Origin of the sequence: Pseudomonas psychrophila (genome assembly GCF_001043005.1) — a bacterium.
Taxonomy (GTDB): Bacteria; Pseudomonadota; Gammaproteobacteria; order Pseudomonadales; family Pseudomonadaceae; genus Aquipseudomonas; species Aquipseudomonas psychrophila.
The window spans coordinates 16,301-39,703 of record NZ_JYKZ01000011.1 but is presented as its reverse complement, the minus strand read 5'-3'; the positions used below and the strand labels follow the sequence as shown (position 1 = coordinate 39,703).

General features: G+C 57.9%; 23 protein-coding genes. 16 read left to right on the top strand and 7 right to left on the bottom strand.

Translation table 11 applies throughout. From position 1 onward, the window contains the following. Positions 1–179: 179 nt before the first annotated feature. Positions 180–2,603, top strand: coding sequence for a penicillin-binding protein 1A (locus tag TU76_RS19525; RefSeq protein ID WP_401015705.1), 2,424 nt, complete (start codon positions 180–182; stop codon positions 2,601–2,603). Between the two features lie 57 nt (positions 2,604–2,660). On the opposite strand, the gene TU76_RS19520 is transcribed toward TU76_RS19525, so the two are convergent. The 4 genes from TU76_RS19520 to rpmE form a co-directional block, all read right to left on the bottom strand. Next, a complete protein-coding gene (locus TU76_RS19520; RefSeq protein WP_048352351.1) occupies positions 2,661–4,691 on the bottom strand; it encodes a lipase family protein in 2,031 nt (676 codons plus the stop codon). A 225-nt stretch (positions 4,692–4,916) separates the two neighbouring features. After that, on the bottom strand, positions 4,917–6,185 hold the full coding sequence (locus TU76_RS19515) for a malic enzyme-like NAD(P)-binding protein (protein ID WP_019825268.1): 1,269 nt from the start codon (positions 6,183–6,185) through the stop codon (positions 4,917–4,919). Positions 6,186–6,367: 182 nt separating this feature from the next. After that, positions 6,368–7,195: a thermonuclease family protein gene (locus TU76_RS19510; protein WP_046809118.1), complete on the bottom strand. Its 828-nt coding sequence runs from the start codon at positions 7,193–7,195 to the stop codon at positions 6,368–6,370. 5 nt (positions 7,196–7,200) lie between these two features. After that, positions 7,201–7,452 (bottom strand): 50S ribosomal protein L31, encoded by a 252-nt coding sequence (gene rpmE / locus TU76_RS19505; RefSeq protein ID WP_019825265.1) that lies wholly within the window; start codon positions 7,450–7,452, stop codon positions 7,201–7,203. A gap of 219 nt (positions 7,453–7,671) precedes the next feature. Between rpmE and TU76_RS19500 the strand changes: the two genes are divergently transcribed. The 6 genes from TU76_RS19500 (at position 7,672) to TU76_RS19475 (ending at position 15,259) form a co-directional block, all read left to right on the top strand. Beyond that, complete coding sequence (locus TU76_RS19500; protein WP_048352350.1) at positions 7,672–9,891, top strand: primosomal protein N'; 2,220 nt, start codon at positions 7,672–7,674, stop codon at positions 9,889–9,891. 251 nt (positions 9,892–10,142) lie between these two features. Then, complete coding sequence (gene argS / locus TU76_RS19495) at positions 10,143–11,879, top strand: arginine--tRNA ligase (protein ID WP_048352349.1); 1,737 nt, start codon at positions 10,143–10,145, stop codon at positions 11,877–11,879. A gap of 1 nt (position 11,880) precedes the next feature. Then, positions 11,881–12,573, top strand: a complete 693-nt coding sequence (locus TU76_RS19490) for an SPOR domain-containing protein (RefSeq protein ID WP_019825261.1) — start codon at positions 11,881–11,883, stop codon at positions 12,571–12,573. Positions 12,574–12,813: 240 nt separating this feature from the next. Beyond that, positions 12,814–13,344, top strand: coding sequence for an ATP-dependent protease subunit HslV (gene hslV / locus TU76_RS19485; protein ID WP_003438754.1), 531 nt, complete (start codon positions 12,814–12,816; stop codon positions 13,342–13,344). 68 nt (positions 13,345–13,412) lie between these two features. After that, positions 13,413–14,747: an ATP-dependent protease ATPase subunit HslU gene (gene hslU, locus TU76_RS19480; RefSeq protein ID WP_019825257.1), complete on the top strand. Its 1,335-nt coding sequence runs from the start codon at positions 13,413–13,415 to the stop codon at positions 14,745–14,747. Positions 14,748–14,881: 134 nt separating this feature from the next. Then, positions 14,882–15,259, top strand: coding sequence for a gamma-butyrobetaine hydroxylase family protein (locus TU76_RS19475; protein ID WP_019825255.1), 378 nt, complete (start codon positions 14,882–14,884; stop codon positions 15,257–15,259). A gap of 120 nt (positions 15,260–15,379) precedes the next feature. Here TU76_RS19475 and TU76_RS19470 read toward each other — a convergent pair whose 3' ends face one another. From TU76_RS19470 to TU76_RS19460, 3 genes are all read right to left on the bottom strand, one after another. After that, complete coding sequence (locus tag TU76_RS19470) at positions 15,380–16,144, bottom strand: phasin family protein (RefSeq protein ID WP_048352348.1); 765 nt, start codon at positions 16,142–16,144, stop codon at positions 15,380–15,382. A 139-nt stretch (positions 16,145–16,283) separates the two neighbouring features. Continuing rightward, a complete protein-coding gene (locus tag TU76_RS19465; protein ID WP_019825253.1) occupies positions 16,284–16,715 on the bottom strand; it encodes a hypothetical protein in 432 nt (143 codons plus the stop codon). Positions 16,716–16,959: 244 nt separating this feature from the next. Next, positions 16,960–17,235 carry a polyhydroxyalkanoic acid system family protein gene (locus tag TU76_RS19460; RefSeq protein WP_019825251.1) on the bottom strand — a complete coding sequence of 92 codons (276 nt, stop codon included), beginning with the start codon at positions 17,233–17,235 and terminating at the stop codon, positions 16,960–16,962. Positions 17,236–17,341: 106 nt separating this feature from the next. Between TU76_RS19460 and ubiE the strand changes: the two genes are divergently transcribed. The 9 genes from ubiE to TU76_RS19415 all read left to right on the top strand — a co-directional run bounded on the left by ubiE (position 17,342) and on the right by TU76_RS19415 (position 23,371). After that, on the top strand, positions 17,342–18,112 hold the full coding sequence (gene ubiE / locus TU76_RS19455) for a bifunctional demethylmenaquinone methyltransferase/2-methoxy-6-polyprenyl-1,4-benzoquinol methylase UbiE (RefSeq protein WP_019825250.1): 771 nt from the start codon (positions 17,342–17,344) through the stop codon (positions 18,110–18,112). After that, on the top strand, positions 18,112–18,735 hold the full coding sequence (locus TU76_RS19450; RefSeq protein WP_019825249.1) for a ubiquinone biosynthesis accessory factor UbiJ: 624 nt from the start codon (positions 18,112–18,114) through the stop codon (positions 18,733–18,735). Before ubiE ends, TU76_RS19450 begins: the two co-directional genes overlap by 1 nt. Next, positions 18,732–20,336, top strand: coding sequence for a ubiquinone biosynthesis regulatory protein kinase UbiB (gene ubiB / locus TU76_RS19445; protein ID WP_019825248.1), 1,605 nt, complete (start codon positions 18,732–18,734; stop codon positions 20,334–20,336). Before TU76_RS19450 ends, ubiB begins: the two co-directional genes overlap by 4 nt. Positions 20,337–20,415: 79 nt before the next feature. Beyond that, positions 20,416–20,817, top strand: a complete 402-nt coding sequence (hisI, locus tag TU76_RS19440; protein ID WP_019825247.1) for a phosphoribosyl-AMP cyclohydrolase — start codon at positions 20,416–20,418, stop codon at positions 20,815–20,817. Then, on the top strand, positions 20,810–21,142 hold the full coding sequence (locus tag TU76_RS19435) for a phosphoribosyl-ATP diphosphatase (protein ID WP_016783168.1): 333 nt from the start codon (positions 20,810–20,812) through the stop codon (positions 21,140–21,142). Before hisI ends, TU76_RS19435 begins: the two co-directional genes overlap by 8 nt. 23 nt (positions 21,143–21,165) lie before the next feature. Beyond that, positions 21,166–21,444, top strand: a complete 279-nt coding sequence (locus tag TU76_RS19430) for a twin-arginine translocase TatA/TatE family subunit (protein ID WP_019825245.1) — start codon at positions 21,166–21,168, stop codon at positions 21,442–21,444. A 10-nt stretch (positions 21,445–21,454) separates the two neighbouring features. Beyond that, positions 21,455–21,862, top strand: a complete 408-nt coding sequence (gene tatB, locus TU76_RS19425) for a Sec-independent protein translocase protein TatB (RefSeq protein ID WP_019825243.1) — start codon at positions 21,455–21,457, stop codon at positions 21,860–21,862. A 4-nt stretch (positions 21,863–21,866) separates the two neighbouring features. Beyond that, a complete protein-coding gene (gene tatC, locus TU76_RS19420; RefSeq protein ID WP_019825241.1) occupies positions 21,867–22,664 on the top strand; it encodes a twin-arginine translocase subunit TatC in 798 nt (265 codons plus the stop codon). Next, positions 22,661–23,371 carry a 16S rRNA (uracil(1498)-N(3))-methyltransferase gene (locus TU76_RS19415; RefSeq protein WP_048352347.1) on the top strand — a complete coding sequence of 237 codons (711 nt, stop codon included), beginning with the start codon at positions 22,661–22,663 and terminating at the stop codon, positions 23,369–23,371. Before tatC ends, TU76_RS19415 begins: the two co-directional genes overlap by 4 nt. Positions 23,372–23,403 lie beyond the last annotated feature (32 nt).

The following is a 23,403-nucleotide window of genomic DNA, read 5'->3' as shown; positions in this document are numbered from 1 at the left end:
CTTACGGAGGGTAAAAAATGAGATCCGTTCAAAACCTGTTCTGACATGCGGCTCATGACGCCCATGAGCGAAAAATGCTTATAATGCCGGGCGTTTTTTTCCGTATCGTCGACCCGGCGCAGCTGCGCACTACCCTGACGTGCAAACCCATTTCTTAATCTGGAAATCCAAAAGCCTTGATTCGTCTGCTGAAGTTTTTCGGGTGGTCTTTCGTTGCTGTGTTCTGCGGGCTGTTGCTCGTGTTGAGCGGCGCGTTTCTCTATCTTAGTCCTGGCTTGCCGTCCGTAGAGTCGTTGAGAAGCATCCAGTTGCAGATTCCTTTACGGGTCTATACCAGCGACGGAAAGTTGATCGCAGAGTTTGGCGAAATGCGCCGCTCACCGATCAAGTTCGCCGACATTCCGCCCAATTTCATCAATGCCCTGCTTTCTGCAGAAGATGACAACTTCGCCAATCATTACGGGGTCGATCCCAGTAGCCTGATGCGTGCCGCTACCCAGCTGGTAAAAAGCGGACACATACAATCAGGTGGTAGCACCATCACGATGCAGGTGGCGAAGAACTATTTCCTGTCCAGCGAGCGGAGCTTTTCACGCAAAACCAACGAAATTCTGTTGGCGCTGGAAATCGAACGCGAGCTGACCAAGGATGAAATCCTTGAGCTGTATGTGAACAAGATTTACCTGGGCAACCGTGCTTACGGCATTGAAGCCGCTGCGCAGGTCTACTACGGCAAGTCGATCCGCGACCTGAGCCTGGCGCAGATGGCTATGATTGCAGGCCTGCCCAAAGCCCCTTCGCGCTTTAACCCGCTGGCCAACTCGGTACGCAGCAAAGAACGCCGCGACTGGATCCTGGGCCGCATGTACAAGCTGGGCAAGATTGATCAGGCCAGCTACGAAGCCGCCATCGCAGAGCCCGTCAACGCCAGCTACCACGTGCCAACCCCGGAAGTCAGCGCGCCTTACATCGCTGAAATGGCTCGGGCCGAAATGGTCGGGCGCTACGGCAGCGAGGCTTACACTGAAGGTTTTCGCGTAACAACAACGGTACCCAGCGACCTTCAGGAGCTCGCCAATACTGCGGTTCACGAAGGCCTGATCGCTTATGACCAGCGCCACGGCTATCGCGGCCCCGAGTCGCGCCTTCCGGGCAAGACCCTGGCCGTCTGGACTCAGGAACTGGCCAAGCAACGGGCGATTAGCGGCCTGGAACCTGCGATCGTGACTCAGGTCGACAAGGACGGCCTGCAAGTGCTGACCCGCACCGGCGAAGTTCACGTTTCGTGGAACACCATGAAATGGGCGCGCAAGTTCCTTAATACCAACAGCATGGGCCCAATGCCCAAGCAGCCCTCGGATGTCGCACAGGTCGGCGACCTCATTCGCGTACAGCCGCAAACTGATGGCAGCTACAAGTTCAGCCAGGTCCCTACCGTGCAAGGTGCACTGGTATCCCTAGACCCGAACAACGGCGCTATCCGCTCACTGGTGGGAGGCTTTGCCTTCGAGCAGAGCAACTACAACCGTGCGATGCAAGCCAAACGCCAGCCCGGTTCGAGCTTCAAGCCTTTCATTTACAGTGCCGCGCTGGATAACGGCTACACCGCCGCCACTCTGGTGAACGACGCACCGATCGTGTTTGTCGATGAATACCTGGACAAGGTCTGGCGTCCGAAGAACGACACCAACACCTTCCTCGGCCCGATTCGCGTGCGAGAGGCGCTGTACAAATCTCGCAACCTGGTCTCGATTCGCCTGCTGCAAAGCCTGGGTGTCGACCGCACCATCGACTACATCAGCAAGTTTGGTTTCAACAAGCAGGACCTGCCGCGCAACCTGTCGCTGGCCTTGGGCACTGCAACCTTGACACCCATGGAGATCGCCACGGGCTGGAGCACGTTCGCCAACGGCGGTTACAAAATCACGCCCTATCTGATCGACAAGATCGAAAGCCGCAACGCCGAGACCCTGTTCGTGGCCAACCCGCCCAGCGTGCCCAAAGCCGCCGGCAAAGACGTACCGCCAGAAGCTGAAGCGCTGACCATCGACACCATCAACGCCGCACCCGGCCTGCCGACTGTCGAGACGCAAGCCGTGGCCGAACGTATTGTCGACGGCCGCACCACCTACATTCTCACCAGCATGTTGCAGGACGTGATCAAGCTCGGTACCGGCCGCCGCGCCCTGGCGCTGGGTCGCACCGATCTTTCGGGTAAAACCGGTACAACCAACGAGTCCAAGGATGCATGGTTCTCAGGCTACAACGCCGACTACGTGACCACGGTATGGACCGGCTTTGACCAACCCGAAAGCCTCGGTCGTCGCGAATATGGCGGCACCGTAGCCCTGCCGATCTGGATGACTTATATGGGTGGCGCGCTCAAAGGCAAGCCTGCTCATACGCAGCCTGAACCGGAAGGCATCCTCAGCTTGCGAATTGACCCTTTAAGTGGCCGTATTGCCTCTCCAGGAACGCCTGGCGCCTACTTCGAGCTGTTCAAGAGCGAAGACACACCGCCGACCAACAGCGAGCTGGGCAACGGCGTAGCGCCGGGCAGTCCGCTGCCGGCTGATGACGGGGCTCCAATCGATCTCTTCTGACGAAGTCAGCAGCAAGCAGCAAGTAGGCACTTGCCGCTTGCTGCTGCCTCACGGCACTCAGGCGAGCATGTACTGCAAGGGCTCAGTCCCGTCGAACATTTCTTCAACCGGCGCCATGGCCAACTGATCGATACGGGTGCTCTCGCCGTGAGCCTCCCAGCGCGCCAGGCTTTCAGACAGGACATCGCAGTGCTGCGCAAGCCCGCCATACACCTCCCCCCGGCTGGGCACCTTGAACCTCAACTGGTATAGCCGCTCACGGGTTTTGTGGACATTGTCCATCTCGCGCATCAACAGATTCATGACCCGTACCTGCTCTTCAAATACGCTGTCCACACGGGTCATTTCCTCGCGGTATTTAACTCGCAGCTGTTGTGCGATGTGTTCAAACGCCTGATCCACAAACAGCACTTCTCGCTCCGTTACCAGCGAACAACGGGCTTTCAATGCTTGCTGGTTTCGGCGCAAAACGGCCCAGCAACTCGGGATGTAACTGTCCACCATGAACTGCTGGCCAACGTCGACCAGTTGCTTGAGCAACCCGTCTGATACTGGCACGGCACTTTTTTGCTCAAGCACCGCTTGGCTCACAGCATGCTGGCTGACGGTATCGCTCAATGGTTCCCACATCAGATGCGACACTTGTCCCTGCCCAAACTCTACCGGCATGAAGTGACGCAAGGTTCCATGATGCTGGTAAGGCTCACCAAGCAATTGGTTCAGGCCCGCCACAAACACCCCAAAACCTGCAGGAACATTCGTGAAGCTGAGCACAGATCCCGCGCGATATGCTGACAACGGGCTGTTCATCCAGCTGCCAGGTACACTGGGAATCGGGTCTTGATGATTGACCATGCGCTGATGCACCAGCCCCTTGGCCGCATTGACGAAGGCCGCATCCGCTGCGCGAGGGGCACCATACGTGTAGAGCTGCACCTCGCATGCCCTTCGCAAACGCAGCATTTGCGAAAGAATCAAACCAATTGCCCCACCCTGGCTGTGACCGCAGACCAATACTTTTTGCCCTGCGTAGAACTTGTCCAGGTAAGCATCAGCAAGCTCAAAAACCTGCCTGGCAGCCTCGTAAAAACCGCCATGCACTTTGCCCTCACCGTCCTCAAACGGCACTTGAAGCACATCAGCATCCTGCAAGAGGTCAGCCCACGAACTGGTACCTCGAACAGCAATCAAGATGACTTTTTCGTTATGAGTCACATACGCTTGTGCGTTTGTACCTTTTGCACCAAAACGAATGTCGCCGCGAAAATGAACATCGGCAGGGGTCTGCTGATCTGCCCCGCAAACAGGGTCATTGACCGGGTACAGCACAGGATCGAATGGCACCGTTTCCAATCGCCTGGAGTACGCAACGTCCTCATACAAGGGGTAATAGGACTTGGATTGCTCCGGGCTGACCTCCCAGTCCCCCATGTTCAACTCCGCACAGGGCGTGGTCACTCGGGACTTGCCTGCGGGGTGTTCAAAAGGACAATTGCTCAACGTGGCCATCAATGCCAATTGGTAGAGATTAAGCGCGCAAAACTGTGGATCGGTAGACAGCAGCGGGCACAGGGCGCGCAAGGGGCGAACTTCCAGCAAGGTATGACGACCGTCAGCCAGGGATACGCCGAGCGTGCCGCCCTGATGGGGATAGTGGCAATCAACCACGGGTGGCAAGTGCGAAACATGCTCGACAAGATGTCGAACTTCGACCTGTAAGTAATCGGTACAGGTGTCGATACAGAGCGGTTTTTGCTGAGTGCGAGCGCCGTTTTCATTGAGAAATCGGGTGTGCTCGGCCCTGACCTGAAGCTCGGTGATTTTGAGGGGGTAATGTGTGCGATCCATTAGCCGCACATACATTTCACTGCGACCGCTATATAACTGCCTGAACATGACGGTAACAGGCCCTACAAGATGATTACCAACTTCACCGGCTCCAGCGGCATCCAGATGGCCGCCGTACTTCCTTCCTTCCTGATCTACAACTTCATAGGCCAACCCTGCATAGGGTTCGCCTGCACCTCGCTCGTCAATTAATTGAAAACGGGTCCTGCTTTTACTTTTCTGGCGCGAGGGAGTGAGCATCCGTGGTTCCTATAGACACAGAAGGCACACTTCAGAACAAAGCACCCTTCAGAACAAAGGAGTGACGCTAACGGATGGCAGCAGGGTTTTATGTAAGATAATTCCTATTTAGTGTACGGATTTATCCCGTTTTCCTACGCTCTCATTGCAAGATCTTGCGCTGCAGAAACCAAAAAGCCCCGGTGCTTTACAGCGCCGGGGCTTAAGTTGTGACGCTAAACGGGCTTAGCCGTTGAAGACGTCATCTACGCTTTTGAGCGGGTAGTTCTTCGGGTATGGCAGAGTTGCTACACCGGTCTCGATGGCAGCTTTAGCCACAGCATCGGAGATCAGGGTGATCAGGCGAACGTCCATTGGTTTCGGAATGATGTACTCACGACCGAATTCCAGCTTGATACCGCCGTAGGCGTCACACACTTCTTGTGGCACTGGCAGTTTGGCCAGTTCACGAAGAGCATTGGCCGCTGCGATTTTCATTTCTTCGTTGATGCGCTTGGCGCGAACGTCCAGGGCACCACGGAAGATGAACGGGAAGCCCAGTACGTTGTTGACCTGGTTCGGATAGTCCGAACGGCCAGTCGCCATGATCACGTCGTCACGGGTGGCGTGAGCCAGTTCCGGCGAGATTTCCGGATCAGGGTTCGAGCATGCGAACACGATCGGGTTAGGCGCCATGCGCAGCAGGTCTTCAGCGCTCAGCAAGTTGGGGCCCGACAAGCCAACGAACACGTCTGCGCCGTTCATGGCGTCAGCCAGAGTGCGCTTCTCGGTTGCGTGGGCGAAGACTGCCTTGTACTGGTTCAGATCGTCACGACCGGAGTGGATCACGCCGGTGCGGTCGATCATGTAGATGTTTTCGATGGTTGCACCCATGCTCACCAGCAACTTCATGCAGGAGATGGCTGCTGCACCGGCGCCCAGGCAAACGATCTTGGCGTCAGACAGGGTCTTGCCCGCGATTTCCAGGGCGTTGATCATGCCGGCCGCGGTCACGATAGCGGTGCCGTGCTGGTCATCGTGGAATACAGGAATATCGCACTGCTCGATCAGAGCACGTTCGATCTCAAAGCACTCAGGTGCCTTGATGTCTTCGAGGTTGATGCCGCCGAAGGTGATGGAGATGCGTTTTACGGTGTCGATGAAAGCCTGTGGGCTTTCGGAGTCAACTTCGATGTCGAATACATCGATACCGGCAAAGCGCTTGAACAACACGCCCTTGCCTTCCATAACAGGCTTGGAGGCCAATGGGCCGAGGTTACCCAAGCCCAGAATAGCGGTGCCATCGGAAATCACGGCTACCAGGTTGCCTTTGCCAGTGTATTTGTAGGCAAGTTCAGGGTCGCGGGCGATTTCGCGGACTGGTTCGGCAACACCCGGGCTGTAAGCCAGCGCTAGATCGCGGGCTGTAGCGGTAGGTTTGGTGAGCTCGACACTCAGTTTCCCTGGACGGGGCTGGGCATGGTATTCGAGAGCGGCGGTTTTCAAATCAGACATGTGGGCATTCCGCTTTTTTTGCTGTTGGACAGACGAATCGCCGAGCATACGCGTGTCGCAAAGTCCCGACAAGACTGACCAGTCAGCAGTGTCAAGGGCTTTGCCTTACGACTTTGGCCCAAGAGCCGCGCCCCACAAGGGCTAGAGTGTTCACAATCCGCATTAAAAATTGTCTACAATTTTTAATGCGCCGCTACTTTCAACATCCCCGGATGAGTCAACGACAACATCCAGCGTGCCTGGCCTGATTTAAGCCCTCCCCGCCGTGAGCGATCCAGCACCCAGCCCCGGGCCTCAACCTGCGCACCTTGCAGGCTGGCAAGGCTGTCCTGGTCGAAATTGGCCAGTTGATTGGGTGCAATGTGCACTACCAAACCGCCTTGCAGATCGATCCAAAGGCCACCGCGATTTCGCTGCACCTGACTGACCTTGCCGCCCACCAGGGCAAAACCCGAACGGGTGATTTGCTGCGGCGCCAGCACCGGCGATTGTCGCCAGAGGCCCAGACCTGCTGCCCGCGCACTGCTTTCGGCCTCTTGCTGACAATCAAGCAGCGCGACATTGGGCGCTATCGCGACCTGATACCCCAAGCCATCTGCAAGCAATTGGGCTTCAAGATTACTGCCATCGGCACCAAACACATGGGCCAGAGTGCGCCCATAACGGTCTTGAGCCTGCTTGCCTGTCAGTAGCCCGACGCGACCATCACTCTTCGCCACCAGCGTTTGCAGCCGCTTGCGTGCAGCGTCAGAAAAGGGTTCGGCGGACTGGCCTTTTTTACCCGTCTCAGGCGCATTGAGACCGATCATACGCACGCTGCGTCCGTCCTCGAGGCGCAGCGTATCGCCATCGGACACACGATCCACCAACGCGTACGAAACCGCACCCGGTGCCGGGCAAAGCGGCGCGGCCGAAGCGCTTGCCAACCAAATCGCAGGCACAAAAAAGGCGCCCGCAAGGGACGCCTTTTTCAATAACCTGACCAGACCAAAAAGGCTGCTCAAGGTCATCAGCCTTACTCGGCTGCTTTTTCTGCTTCTGCTGCTGGAGCTGCTGCTTTAGCGCCGAAAGCACCAAAACGAGTCTTGAAGCGATCAACACGACCGCCAATGTCCAGAGTCTTCTGCTTACCGGTGTAGAACGGGTGGCACTCGTTGCATACGTCAGTGCCCAGTGGCTTGCACAGGTTCGAACGAGTTTCGAACTTGTTGCCGCAGCTGCAAGTTACCAGGATTGTTTCGTACGCTGGATGGATATCGGCTTTCATGGGGTATTCCTCGGGCTAGCGTGCCGCCACTCAACACCATTGTTGAATACCGCACGTAAATTTAGGGCGCCGATAATACCAGACCTTTGCATTGACGCAAGCGGCCAAGCATGCTCCACCAAAAATCATTCATCTTTCAGTGCCCCGCGTTTTAGTCCCGCAGGGCTTTGTCTGCTAGGCTCCGGGCCATCTTTGCCGTTCATCACTTGAGAGCCCCGCGTGCCCAACGCCATTTTGCGCCTTGCCCTGCCTTCCCCCTTGCGCCGCCTGTTTGATTACCGGGCGCCTGCTGGCGTGCTGCGCAGTCAATTACAACCGGGCATGCGCTTGCGGGTACCGTTTGGGCGACGCGAGATGATCGGCATTCTGGTCGAAGTGGTCGATCACAGCGAAGTACCGGCCGACAAGCTTAAACCGGCCATTGCCCTGCTCGACGCTGTGCCACCGCTTCCGGCTTCCTTATTCAAGCTGTGCGTGTGGACCTCTCAGTATTATCAACACAGCCTGGGCGACACCTTGAGTTGGGCACTGCCGGTACTGCTGCGCCAGGGCGAACTGGCTGAAACCCGCCAGGAGCGGTTCTGGCAGATCGCCCCCGGGGCCAAAATGGACGACCCGCGCATCGCTCGCGCACCGCGCCAGCGTGAAGCCCTGGCCACCCTCGCCCAGCACCCTCACGGCGTGGCACATCAGCTGTTAAGCAAATTAATGCTGAGCAAGGACAGTCTCGACCTGCTGCTGGCAAAAGAGCTGGTCACCGTTGAAACTCGACGTCACGCGCCCAGCGAGCGCCACGAACATTGGCTGGCCCAACCCGAACTGCCGCTCAACAACGAACAACGTGCTGCCTACGAAGCCATTCGTGCAGGTTTCGATCACTTTCACGCCTTTTTGCTGGCCGGGGTGACCGGTAGCGGCAAGACCGAAGTGTATTTGCAATTGATCCGCGAAACCCTGCAGGCGGGCAAGCAGGCGCTGGTGTTGATCCCTGAAATCAACCTTGGTCCGCAAACCCTGGCCCGTTTCGAGCAGCGCTTCAATGCGCGCATCGCCCTGGTGCATTCGGCGGTCAACGACCGTGAGCGACTCGAAAGCTGGCTGGCCGCACGGGATGGCGAGGCCGACATTATTATTGGTACCCGCTCTGCACTGTTCACACCGATGAAAAACCCAGGGTTGATCATCATCGATGAAGAACACGACGGCTCTTATAAACAGCAAGAAGGTTTGCGCTATCACGCCCGAGACTTGGCACTGGTCCGAGCCCGACAGGAAAACATCCCGATCGTACTGGGCTCCGCGACACCTTCCCTCGAAAGCCTGCATAACGCCTACACCGGCCGTTACGGCCTGCTGCGCCTGAACGAGCGCGCTGGCGGAGCCAAACAACCGCGCTTCCTGCGCCTGGATGTTAAAAGCCGACCATTGGACAGCGGGATATCCGGCCCGATGCAACAAGCTATCGGTCAGACCCTCGCTGCTGGCCAACAAGTGTTGGTGTTTCTGAACCGTCGCGGCTTTGCCCCCACGCTGTTGTGCCACGACTGCGGCTGGATGTCTGAGTGCCAACGTTGCGATGCGCGCATGACCGTTCATCAGCGTTCTGGTGAGCTGCGCTGCCATCACTGCGGCTATGTCGAGCGCGTGCCACGCAACTGCCCGCAATGCAGCAAGGTTGATTTACGCCCGGTAGGCGCTGGGACTGAACGTGCCGAAGAGCGGTTGGGGATCTTGTTTCCCGACTACCCCGTGTTGCGGGTCGACCGCGACAGCACCTCGCGCAAAGACGCGATGAACCAACTATTTGCCACGATTCAAAAGGGCCAGCCGTGCATTCTGATCGGCACGCAAATGCTTGCCAAAGGCCACCATTTCCCCCGGGTGACGCTGGTCTCGATTCTGGATGCCGATGGCGGCCTGTTCTCCGGTGATTTCCGCGCCAGCGAGCGCATGGCTCAGTTGATCGTTCAGGTTGCAGGCCGTGCCGGCCGCGCCGAAGAACCCGGCAAGGTGATTATCCAGACCCATCTGGCCGACCATCCCCTGCTGATCCAATTGACCGAGCAGGGTTACTTCGCCTTCGCCGAACAGGCCTTGAGCGAGCGCCGGGCTGCGGGGTTGCCACCTTTCGCACATTTGGCGCTACTGCGTGCCGAAGCCCATAAGCCCGGGCAAGCGGAAGGTTTTCTGGATGAGGCCTGCACCGAGGCTGAGCGCCTGCTGGCCGAGTTGAACCTGAGCGGCATCGAACTGCTTGGCCCGGTGCCCGCACCGATGGAGCGCCGCGCCGGACGCTACCGCGCCCAGTTGCTACTGCAAGCCAACGCCCGGGGACCGCTGCATCGACTGCTCAGCCAATGGCTGCTGGCCCTTGAACAAATGCCCAGCGGTCGCCAGGTTCGCTGGTCGCTCGACGTTGACCCGGTAGACCTTTACTAAGGCACCCAATATCCCCTGTGGGAGCTGGCTTGCTCGCGATGCAGACGACGCGCTGTCTCTGGAAGACCGCGATGATGCTATCGCGAGCAAGCCCGCTCCCACAGATTTGGAGAATATTAGGGAATAACCGTACACCACATATCCATAACCCGGCTGCCAAGGTTGGCAAGGGCGGTCTGGCAACGGATAATACCCAGTTTTTCCACCTGCGCACTGAAGCGCTACCGCGCTTGCGGTCGAAAGAGAAGACCATGAAAGACACCATTCGCCAGCTGATTCAACAAGCCCTAGCTCAACTCGTCACAGAAGGTGTGTTGCCTGAAGGCCTGACGCCAGCGATTCAGGTGGAAAACGCCCGTGACAAAACCCACGGCGACTTCGCCAGTAACATCGCCATGATGCTGGCCAAGCCTGCGGGCATGAAGCCCCGCGACCTGGCTGAGAAAATCATCGCGGCATTGCCGGCCGATGAGCAAATCAGCAAGACCGAGATCGCAGGCCCCGGTTTCCTGAACTTCTTCCAGAACACCCAGGCCCTGGCTTCGCGCCTGGACGCCGCCCTGGCCGACCCGAAAATCGGCGTGCGCAAAGCGACCCCGGCCATGCGTACCGTGGTCGACATGTCGGCACCCAACCTGGCCAAAGAGATGCACGTGGGCCACTTGCGCTCCACCATCATTGGCGACGGCGTGGCCCGAGTGCTGGAGTTCCTGGGCGATGACGTGATTCGTCAAAACCACGTGGGCGACTGGGGCACCCAGTTCGGCATGCTGATGGCCTACCTGGAAGAGAACCCGATCACCAGCGAAGAGCTGTCTGACCTCGAGAACTTCTACCGCGCCGCCAAACAGCGTTTCGACGAGTCCCCGGAGTTTGCCGATCGCGCCCGCGGCCTGGTGGTCAAGCTGCAAGCTGGCGACCCGGACTGCCTGGCGCTGTGGACCAAGTTCAAGGACATCTCGCTGTCGCACTGCCAGAAAATCTACGAGCAGTTGAACGTGAAATTGACCATGGCCGACGTGATGGGCGAAAGCGCCTACAACGACGACCTGATCAACGTGGTCAACGACCTCAAGGCCAAAGGCATGCTGGTTGAGAGCAATGGCGCCCAGTGCGTATTCCTCGACGAGTTCAAAAATGCCGACGGCGAGCCGCTGCCAGTCATCATCGTTAAGGCAGACGGTGGTTATCTCTACGCGACGACCGACCTGGCAGCCATCCGCTACCGCAGCGGCGTATTGAAAGCTGATCGCGCCCTGTACTTCGTCGACCAGCGTCAGGCCCTGCACTTCCAGCAAGTGTTTGCCGTTGCCCGCAAGGCCGGTTTCATCACCCACCCGATGGAAATGGAACACATGGGCTTCGGCACCATGAACGGCGCCGATGGCCGCCCCTTCAAGACCCGTGATGGCGGCACGGTAAAACTGGTCGACCTGCTCAACGAAGCCAAAGAGCGTGCCTACACGCTGGTCAAAGAGAAAAACCCGGAGCTGGCGGAAGACGAACTGCGTGCCATCGCCAAAGTCGTCGGCATTGGCGCGGTGAAATACGCAGACCTGTCCAAGCACCGCACCAGCGACTACAGCTTCAACTTCGACCTGATGTTGAACTTTGAAGGCAATACCGCACCTTACCTGCTGTATGCCTACACCCGTGTCGCGGGTGTGTTCCGCAAACTGGGCAAACGCTTCGAAGAAGTGCAGGGCCAGATCGTGCTTGAGGCGGCGCAAGAGCATGAGTTGGCGGCCAAGCTGGCACAGTTCGGTGAAGTGCTGAACAACGTTGCTGAAAAAGGCACCCCGCACACCCTTTGCACCTACCTGTACGAAGTGGCCGGCCTGTTCTCCAGCTTCTACGAGAACTGCCCGATCCTGAGCGCTGAAAACGAAGCTCAAAAACAAAGCCGCTTGCGCCTGGCTGCTCTGGCGGGCCGTACCCTAAAGCAAGGCCTGGAACTGCTGGGCCTGGAAACTCTGGAGCGCATGTAAGTTGGCCGCCAAGAAAAAACCTGCACCCAAGCGCGGCGCCAGTCGATATCAGGCACCCGCTAAAAAGCCGATTCCGGGCTGGCTATGGATGGCCATCGGCCTGACCGTGGGCGCATTTATCGTGTTTTTGATGAAGCTTGAGCCTGGCCAGGGCGACGACGTCAAACGGGTCAAGCAAGAGCAGCTAAAAGCCACGAAAGCCGCTGAAGCCAACAAAACAGCGCCCAGCCCGACTCAGCCGGCCAAGCCCAAGTACGACTTCTATACCTTGCTGCCCGAATCTGAAGTGATCGTGCCGCCAGAAGCCGTACCCGAGAAAACCCTGCCAACGCCGCAAACCGCGCCGCTGGCACCGGTCACGCCTGCTGAAGCTGCAAAAATCGACACCGCACGTGCCCAGGCAGCCCTGAGCGGTATCACACCGCCTCCTGCGCCGCCTGTCGCCAAGGCGGCGCCGGTCACCAAGTTCTTCCTGCAAGCGGGCTCGTTCCGCAAACAGGCCGATGCTGAAAAGGTGCGGGCGCAAATCATCCTGCTGGGCCAGACCGCTACGGTTGAAGCCGGCACGGTAAAAGACGAAACCTGGTACCGGGTGCTGGTCGGCCCGTTCAGCAACCGCGACCAGTTGACGGTGGCCCAAAAACAATTGGCCAGTGGCGGATTCAACAACCTGCTGCTGCAACAGCGACGCTGATTCGAGATCGCTCCCACAGGTTTTTGAACCCTGTGGGAGCGAGCCTGCTCGCGATGCCGACACTGCGGTTTTCCTGCTGAATCGCGCTGGTGTCATCGCGAGCAGGCTCGCTCCCACAATACCTTCGTCAAATCCTGCCCCCCATTCATCCCCATTCCCTCCCCGCTGTTGAAAAATCCGCTACAACCCCCATATGTATTTCCATCAGGCATTTTCGCCCCGCTGCGTGGAGACTCTCCCTTGACCACCATCGTTTCAGTACGCCGCCACGGCAAAGTCGTTATGGCTGGCGACGGCCAGGTTTCTCTTGGCAATACCGTGATGAAAGGCAACGCGAAAAAAGTCCGCCGCCTCTATCACGGCCAGGTAATCGCCGGTTTCGCCGGAGCTACCGCTGATGCATTTACTCTGTTCGAACGTTTTGAAGGCCAACTTGAAAAACATCAAGGCCATCTGGTTCGCGCCGCTGTCGAGTTGGCCAAAGAATGGCGTACCGACCGCTCGCTGAGCCGACTGGAAGCCATGCTGGCAGTTGCCAACAAAGACGCTTCGTTGATCATCACCGGCAACGGTGACGTGGTTGAGCCCGAAGATGGCTTGATCGCAATGGGTTCGGGCGGTGCATTTGCCCAGGCCGCGGCCCGTGCCCTGCTGATGAAAACCGATCTGTCAGCCCGCGAAATCGCGGAAACAGCGCTCGGTATAGCTGGCGACATCTGCGTGTTCACCAACCACAACATCACTATTGAGGAGCAGGACCTCGCTGAATAAGACGTCTGCCGGGCTGGTATCCCAGCCCGTTTGTGAACCTTACTTTAGCTAGAGGAACGCCAACTACCATGTCCATGACTCCCCGCGAAATTGTCCACGAACTCAATCGCCACATCATCGGCCAGGACGACGCCAAACGCGCCGTCGCCATTGCGCTGCGTAACCGCTGGCGCCGGATGCAACTGCCCGAAGAGCTGCGCGTTGAAGTGACGCCAAAAAACATTTTGATGATCGGCCCGACAGGTGTCGGTAAAACCGAGATCGCCCGTCGCCTGGCCAAACTGGCCAACGCACCGTTCATCAAGGTTGAAGCCACCAAGTTCACCGAAGTCGGCTATGTAGGCCGTGACGTCGAGTCGATCATCCGTGATCTGGCTGACGCTGCGATCAAGCTGCTGCGCGAACAGGAAATCGTAAAGGTTCGCCACCGCGCTGAAGATGCCGCCGAAGAACGCATCCTCGACGCTCTGTTGCCGCCTGCCCGTACGTTCGGCGAAGAAGCCGCCGTACCGCAGGACTCCAACACCCGCCAGCTGTTCCGCAAGCGTCTGCGTGAAGGTCAGCTGGACGACAAAGAGATCGAAATCGAAGTTGCCGACATTGCCGGCGTCGATATTTCCGCGCCGCCAGGCATGGAAGAAATGACCAACCAGCTGCAAAGCCTGTTTGCCAACATGGGCAAAGGCAAGCGCAAGAATCGCAAGCTGAAAGTCAAAGAAGCACTGAAAATGGTGCGTGACGAAGAAGCCGGCCGTCTGGTCAATGACGAAGAACTCAAGGCCAAGGCGCTCGAAGCTGTCGAGCAGCACGGCATTGTGTTTATCGACGAGATCGACAAGGTTGCCAAACGCGGCAATGTCGGCGGCGCCGATGTATCCCGCGAAGGTGTTCAGCGAGACCTGCTGCCACTGATCGAAGGTTGCACCGTCAATACCAAGCTGGGCATGGTCAAAACCGACCACATCCTGTTTATCGCTTCTGGTGCATTCCACCTGAGCAAGCCAAGCGATCTGGTACCTGAGTTACAAGGCCGCCTGCCGATTCGTGTCGAGCTCAAGGCCCTGACCCCTGGCGACTTCGAGCGCATTCTCAGCGAGCCACACGCTTCGTTGACCGAGCAGTACCGCGAGTTGCTGAAAACCGAAGGCCTGAACATCGAGTTCTTGCCGGAAGGCATCAAGCGCCTGGCGGAAATTGCCTGGCAAGTGAACGAAAAAACCGAAAATATCGGTGCTCGTCGTCTGCACACGCTGCTTGAGCGCTTGCTCGAAGAGGTGTCTTTCAGTGCCGGTGATATCGCCAGCGCGCAGAAAGACGAGCCTATTCGCATCGACGCTGAATACGTGAACAGCCATCTGGGCGAACTGGCCGAGAACGAAGACCTCTCGCGCTACATCTTGTAAGTCGAACACCTGTAGCCGCTGCTGCAGGCTGCGATAAGGCGAAAGCCCTCAACGATCTCCGGATCTTGCGCCAACTCTAATGGCGATCGCCGCCTGCAGCAGCGGCTACTGCGTGTGTGCAATGACAGAAGGTTATGACCATGCTCCCCAGTGCCATCAACCTGCACAAAGCCTCCAAAACCCTCACGCTCAAATACCCGTCCGGCGAAGAGCACCACCTGCCTGCCGAATTTTTGCGCGTGCACTCCCCGTCCGCCGAGGTACAGGGTCACGGCAATCCGATTCTGCAGTTTGGCAAAATCAATGTTGGCTTGACCAAAATCGAGCCCGCAGGCCAATACGCGCTAAAACTGACCTTCGATGACGGACACGACAGCGGGCTCTTTACCTGGGAATACCTCTATCAGCTCGGTGTACGTCAGCAAGACCTATGGGCGGATTACCTGCAAGAACTGGAAAAAGCCGGCAAGTCCCGCGATCCGGCGGTATCGGTGGTCAAACTGATGCTGTAAACGCTGCAGTGGATGCCCTGTTACCAGCCCCCGTGGGAGCGAGCCTGCTGGCGAATGATCTTCGCGAGCAGGCTCGCTCCCACGGTTGAAGTTTCGCGCGGCTCGTCAGCGGCTACAGAATCAAGCAGACGTTGTGGGTGTAGTTGCCGCCGTCTCAACCGCAGGGGTTTTAGCAGCCGCTGCGGGCTTTTTGGCAGCAGGCTTTTTGGCGACGGGCTTGGCCGCTGCCGGCTTGGCGGTTGCAGCTTTGGCAGGTGCCGGTTTGCTAGCCGCCGCAGGTGCCTTGGCAGCAGGCTTGGCGACAGCTTTTGCAGCGGGCTTGGCGGTTGGCTTGGCAGCCACTTTTACAGCAGGTTTTGCCGCAGGTTTTGCCGTTGATTTCGCAACCGCTGGTTTTACCGCAGCCTTTACCACAGGTTTTGCCGGAGCAGGTTTGCTCGCAGCCGCAGCCTTGGTGGCCGTGACTTTGACCGCTGCCGCAGTCAGCTTCTCAATATGTTTGGTCAGGGTCTCAACCTTGGCATGCAGGGCTTTGACCTCTTCACGGCTGGGCACACCCAAACGGGTGATGGCACTATTAAGACGCTTATCAAAAGCCTCTTCAAACTCGCTCCATTTCTCCAAAGCCAAGTCCTTAACATCTTCAACCCGGGAGCGGGCGGATGACGTCGACGCCTTTACACCCTCGGCGACTTTGTGGCCGGCGTCCTTGGCCAGCTTTTCAGCTTTTTCGCCATCCTTGACCAGGGTGTCAAACAACTTGCTGCCATCGGTATCTATCTTCGAATACACACCCAAACCTGCCAGCCAGATTTTGCGTGAGTACTCTTCAACCTTGCCTACCCATGAGTGGTTTTCTTTGGTCGTCGGTTTTTTAGCAGCCATCGTGTTCCCCTTAATGTTTAGTCGCGACGTCAGTGAGCAGGATCGTCGAATCATCAAGATGAACAAAGGTGCTCACCTGCATCAGGTTTAGACGTTAAACCGGCTTGTTTCAAGGTGAGCACCACCGTTTAGCGCCCTACTAACCGAGTTTAATTGCACCCGGTAGCCCTTCGAATAAATCGAATTTAAGCAGGGCTTCATCGATATCAGGAAACTCTATGTCTTTCACTGCTCTAAAGGGCTTTAACAGCGTTCCCGGAATCTGCTCCGAGTCGTTGAACTCCCCGTTCATCAACGCTGCCATTTCAGCCTCTACGGCATGGGCTTCAGCGAGCACTTCTTGCGCACCAAACACATACACAAAGAACTGAACCAAGCCTGGGCTGACGGTCACAAACCCCGTTCGTTGCGAACACGCCGTTTGCAGTACATAGCGTTCACCCTCAGAGCCGGCGACAACTTCATAGCCTCGCGAAGATGCAAAAGACTGTGCAACACGCTTGACCCTTTCCGCCATTACGGCATCCGGTAGCGTTGTTTTATAAGAGATGGAACACACGTGATACGTCATGCTGGAATACCTTATTGTTTATGTTAATAAAAACAACAATAGGTAAAAGCCTGTATAAATCCAAAACAGCAAAAGCAACTCAGCACATAAAAAAATCTTCTATATCAACCACAAAAAAAATTCGCTTAAACTTCGCAAACTAATACCGGGCAGCATTTAGAACATTCTTACACTAAAAATTCTTGTGCCTGCGGACTCCAGCACCCACCCGCCGGAGCACATCACGACGGGGAGGCGGTGACGATCACGACAGGGCTTTGTCCAGCGACCGTTCGATTTCTGACTGGATCATGCCGCTCATCGCCGACATCAGCAGCCCCAACTCCACATCAACCTTGACGTTGCTTTCACTGATTTGCAGGGTACCGTTCACTCCAGAGCGCTTGAGCTTTACGGTGTCTCCCACCCATGTCGGTGTCAGGCCGTACTGACTGGCCAGCTTCTCGACCAGTGGCTGAGCTTTTTCACGTGCGGCCTCAAGGCCCAGGCTATGGGTACGTTCAACGCTGATACGCGCCATGGCGTCGCTCCTGATAAATAAAGCCGCCACTATACATTCACCCTCGCCAAGACAAAGCCGGCCACCGGGATTAGAATGGCCAGCATTCTCTTTTGGTGACAGCGATATGACTGATCAGCGCAAAGGCAGCGATGCCGAACCCACCACTCACTTCGGCTTCAAAAACGTACCGGAAAGCCAAAAGGCCGAGAAAGTCGCCGAGGTTTTCCACTCTGTAGCCGGCAAATATGACCTGATGAACGACGTTCTGTCGGGCGGCATGCACCGTCTGTGGAAGCGCTTCACTATCGAGTTGTCCGGCGTTCGCCCTGGTAACAAGGTTTTGGACATTGCCGGCGGTACCGGTGACCTGGCTCGCAAGTTTTCCCACCTGGTAGGTCCGACCGGCCAAGTGGTGCTGGCCGACATCAACGCTTCCATGCTCAAGGTTGGCCGTGACCGCCTGCTGGACAAGGGCGTGGCCGGCAATATTGAGTTCGTTCAGGCCGACGCTGAAAAGCTGCCGTTCCCGGACAACTACTTCGATTGCGTGACCATCGCCTTCGGCCTGCGCAACGTGACCCATAAAGAAGACGCCCTGCGCTCCATGCTGCGCGTGCTTAAGCCAGGCGGCCGCCTGTTGGTGCTGGAGTTCTCCAAGCCGACCAACGCGCTGATGTCCAAGGTCTACGACGCTTACTCGTTTGCCTTCATGCCGATGGTAGGCAAGTTGATCCTCAACGACCCGGAAAGCTATCGCTACCTGGCAGAGTCGATCCGCATGCACCCTAACCAGGAGACGCTGAAGTCGATGATGGTCGAGGCCGGTTTTGACCGCGTGACCTATCACAACATGACCTCCGGCATCGTCGCACTGCACCGCGGCATCAAGCCCTGATGTTGCTGCGCGGCCTTCTCGCAGGCGTCGAAAGCGGCATTAACCGCGTTTTGCGGCTGGACAGCACGGCCATGGCGCGTTTGCGGCCCTTGACCGGCAAATTGATTGCCGTCGATTGCCCAAACCCATCGCTGCGGCTGTTTATTCTGCCCAGCGATGAAGGCCTGCTGCTGGCTACCCAATGGGCGGCCGAACCCGACTGCACCTTGCGAGCACCAGCCACAAGCTTGCTGCGCCTTGCCTTGAGCAAGGACAAAAGCACCATCTTGCACAGCCCTGAAGTCGAGCTTGAAGGCGACAGCGCGGTGCTCATGGAGCTGGCGGCAGTGCTGCAAGACCTGGAACTCGATTGGGAGTACGAACTCTCGAACTGGATAGGGCCGGTTGCCACAGCGTTGATCAGTGGTCACCTGCGCAGCCGCGCCAACTGGTATCAGCAAGGATTCGCCAGCCTGAATCAGAATCTGGCCGAATACCTGAGCGAAGAAGCCCGTACCTTGGTCGGCGAACGTGAAGCGCAAGCCCGCTTTGACGAACTCGACCAAATCAAACTCGACCTGGATCGGCTGGAGGCACGTTGTGAGCGCCTTTCCCGATCCCTCAATTCCAGCGATAACGCATGAAGCTGCTAGCCATACGCCGTTTGTTTCGTATCCAGCGCGTCGTCATTCGCTACCGGCTGGATGACCTGCTGTTCGCCCTGCCCTTGCCGTGGTGGATGCTGTCCCTGCGCTACGCGCTGCCGTGGCGCTGGTTCCCGCGCAAAAAACTGGAGCTCAGCCGTGGTGCGGCCCTGCGCCTGGCGCTGCAGGATTTGGGACCGATTTTCATCAAGTTCGGCCAGATCCTTTCTACCCGTCGCGACCTGCTGCCCGCCGACATCGCCGATGAGCTGATGCTGCTGCAAGACCGCGTACCGCCATTTGACCCGCAACTGGCAGTCAAACTGATCGAAGAACAGCTGGGCGCCAAGATCAGCGAAGTGTTCAGCCGTTTCGACATCCAGCCGCTGGCTTCGGCCTCAGTGGCCCAGGTTCACTCGGCCAAGCTCAAGACCGGCGAAGAAGTGGTGGTCAAGGTCGTGCGTCCAGGCCTCAAGCCGATCATCGGCTCTGACCTGGCCTGGCTGTTTATTCTGGCCCGCACCGCCGAGCGCCTGAGCGCTGATGCCCGGCTGCTGCACCCGGTGGACGTGGTTACGGACTACGAAAAAACTATTTACGACGAACTCGACCTGTTACGCGAGGCGGCGAACGCCAGTCAGCTCAAGCGCAACTTCGAAGGCTCGCCCCTGATGTACGTCCCGCAAATCTACTGGGACTGGTGCCGCCCCAAAGTGCTGGTGATGGAGCGTATCTACGGGATTCAAGTCACCGACTTGCAAGCGCTTGCAGATCAACGCACCGACATGAAGATGCTGGCCGAGCGCGGGGTCGAAATTTTCTTCACCCAGGTGTTCCGTGACAGTTTCTTCCACGCGGACATGCACCCCGGCAACATCTTCGTCAGCACCGTCAACCCGTGGGCCCCGCAATACATCGCCATCGACTGCGGGATCGTCGGTAGCCTGACCCCCGAGGACCAGGACTACCTGGCGCGCAACCTGTTTGCTTTTTTCAAGCGTGATTACCGTCGCGTGGCGCAGTTGCACATCGATTCTGGCTGGGTGCCGGCCCACACCAAACTCAACGAGTTTGAAGCGGCCATTCGTACCGTGTGCGAGCCGATCTTCGAAAAACCGCTCAAGGAAATATCTTTTGGACAGGTACTGATGCGCCTGTTCCAGACGGCTCGACGCTTCAATATGGAAGTTCAGCCGCAGTTAGTGTTGCTGCAAAAAACCCTGCTCAATATCGAAGGCCTGGGGCGTCAACTGTACCCCGACCTCGATCTGTGGAGCACCGCCCAGCCGTTCCTTGAGCGCTGGATGCGTGAGCGCGTGAGCCCCAAGACCCTGCTGCGTAACCTGCACAGTCAGGTCGAGCAGATCCCGCATCTGGCCGGCATGACCCGCGACCTGCTGGAGCGCATGTCGCAACCCCACGCCAACAACCAGCCATTGATCGTTCGCGAATCCCGCGACGGCTGGTTCCTGCGCCTGATTGGCGCCGGACATTTGGCCGCAGGCGCCTTGCTCGCCAGTATCGGACCGCTGCACACTGCGGGCTATTGGCCAGCCGGAATCATGATCGCCGTGGGCTTGTATCTGATCGTGCGCCGATAGCCAGCTCTCGGTGAGGCTGGCAAACTGTGAAATCACCAGGCCTCAGCCACAGGGTTGAGGCAGGTTGTCGGAGTCGAACATGAAAGACTGGCTGGACGAGATCAAATGGGACAGCGACGGCCTGGTGCCGGCGATTGCCCAAGACCACAAAACCGGGCGCGTATTGATGATGGCCTGGATGAACCGCGAGGCCCTGAGCCTGACGGCGCAAGAGAACCGTGCCATTTACTGGTCACGTTCCCGTGGCAAGCTGTGGCGCAAGGGCGAAGAGTCCGGCCACGTGCAAAAACTGCATGAGATGCGCCTGGACTGTGATGCCGATGTGATCATCCTGATGGTTGAGCAAATCGGTGGCATCGCCTGCCATACCGGCCGCCAGAGCTGCTTCTACCGCGTATACGAAAATGCCGAGTGGAAGACCGTCGACCCGGTGCTCAAAGATCCCCACGCCATTTACCACGCAGGGCACTCCCATGACTGACACCTTGAGCCGCGTAGCCCAAGTGCTCGAAGCGCGCAAAGGCGCAACCCCCGACAGCTCCTATGTCGCCAGCCTGTACCACAAGGGTCTGAACAAGATCCTGGAAAAAGTCGGCGAAGAGTCGATCGAAACCATCATCGCCGCCAAAGACGCCGCCATCAGCGGTGATTGCAGCGATGTGATCTACGAAACAGCCGATCTCTGGTTCCACAGCATGATCATGCTGGCCCAGTTAGGGCAGCACCCTCAGGCCGTACTGGATGAACTGGAGCGTCGTATCGGAACCTCTGGCCACGTGGAAAAAGCCTCACGGCCGTCCGCCTAAATCACTTTGTTAAGGATCACATCATGGGCATTTTTGACTGGAAACACTGGATCGTCATTCTGGTAGTCGTAGTCCTCGTCTTCGGCACCAAAAAACTGAAAAACCTGGGCACCGATGTCGGCGAATCGATCAAGGGCTTTCGCAAAGCCATGAACGACGACGAAAAACCAGCCGAGCCTGTGGTTCCGCCTGCGCAACCAACCGCCGCGCCGCAGCCACACACCACTTCGACCCTGAACGAGCCGCACACCATCGACGTGCAGGCGCAGAAAGTCGAAGAGCCGACCCGCAAAGACGTGTGAGCCAAAACTAATGTTCGGTATCAGCTTCAGTGAACTGCTGCTCGTTGGCCTGGTGGCCCTGCTGGTGCTCGGCCCCGAGCGCTTGCCGGGTGCCGCGCGAACGGCGGGCCTGTGGGTCGGGCGCTTGAAACGTAGTTTTAACGCGATCAAACAGGAAGTTGAACGTGAAATCGGCGCTGACGAAATTCGTCGGCAGCTTCACAACGAACATATCCTGTCGATGGAAGAGCAAGCCAAGAAGATTCTGGCTCCGCTGCAGGACGCCGTTAAGCCGTCAACGCCGACCGCACCGCCTGCCACCACAGCGACCGTCGAGCCGGCGACCCCCGCGCCCGTGAGCCTGAGCAAAACCGCGTCCGACCCTGCGCCTCAACCGGCAGCGCCACACGACCCCACTCTGCCACCGCGAGCCCCTTAAGCGCATGAGCGATAAGCCTGAACACGACCAGCCAATGCCGCTGGTTTCGCATCTCACCGAGCTGCGCACCCGCCTGTTGCGCTGCATCGCGGCGATTTTCATCATCTTTGCCGGGTTGTTCGCCTTTACCCAGCAGATCTACACCCTGGTCTCCACGCCGCTGCGTGAATACCTGCCGGCAGGCGCGACGATGATCGCCACCGACGTGGCCTCACCGTTCCTCACCCCGCTCAAGCTGACCATGATGGTGTCGCTGTTTATTGCGATTCCGGTGATCCTGCACCAGATCTGGGGCTTTATCGCACCCGGTCTGTACAAGCACGAAAAGCGCATTGCCGTGCCATTGCTGGTCTCCAGCATCTTTCTGTTTTACGCCGGCATGGCCTTCGCCTACTTTCTGGTGTTCCCGCTGGTGTTCAAGTTCTTCGCTGCAGCCACTCCGCAAGGCGTCGCGATGATGACCGATATCAGCAGCTACCTTGATTTCGTCATGACCCTGTTTTTTGCCTTTGGCGTAGCCTTTGAAATCCCGGTGGCCGTGGTGCTGCTGGTGTGGATCGGCATCGTCGACGTGCAATATCTGCGCAAAATCCGCCCGTACGTGATCATCGGCTGCTTCGTGGTCGGCATGATCCTGACCCCGCCCGACATCTTCTCGCAAACCCTGCTGGCGATCCCGATGTGGATGCTGTTTGAAATCGGCATTCTGTTTGGCAGCCTGGTCAGCAAGAACAAGCGCGGCGAAGACCCGGACGAGCCATCGGCTGACAGCGACGCCCAACCGCCAGCGCCGCAAGCGTGAACCTGCTGCTCCTCGAAGAGGCTGATTTCATTGCCGCCGACCGCGTGATCCTGCGCGATCGACGCCTGACTCATATGCAGGAAGTTCACCGTGCCACTGTCGGCGACAGCCTGCGAGTCGGCCGTATCGGCGGGCTGATGGGCAACGCCGAACTGGTTCGCCTGGAGGCCAAAGAAGCCGAACTGGTGATCCACAGCCTTGACCAGCCGCCCCCGGCCAAACTGCCCCTGACTCTGTTGCTGGCCCTGCCGCGCCCGAAAATGCTGCGCCGGGTGCTGCAAACCGTGGCCTCGATGGGTGTGCCCAAGGTCATTCTGATCAACAGTTACCGGGTAGAAAAAAGCTTCTGGCAGACACCGTTTCTGGAGCCGGAGGCGATTCGTGAGCAGTTGATCCTGGGGCTGGAACAATCACGGGACAGCGTCTTGCCCGAAGTCATTATCGAAAAACGCTTCAAGCCGTTTGTTGAAGACCGCTTGCCGTCATTGGTCGAAGGCACGCTGGGCCTGGTTGGTCATCCGGGGGATTACCCGGCCTGCCCGCGCGGGCTGGATGAAGCGGTCACCCTGGGCATCGGCCCGGAAGGTGGATGGATCCCTTACGAAATCGACTTGCTGGCCAAGGCAGGCCTGCAACCGGTGCAACTGGGTGCGCGCATCCTGCGGGTCGAAACCGCCGTCACCGCCCTGCTCGCCCGGTTGTTCTAACGGCCAAACTTGTGGGAGCGGGCTTGCTCGCG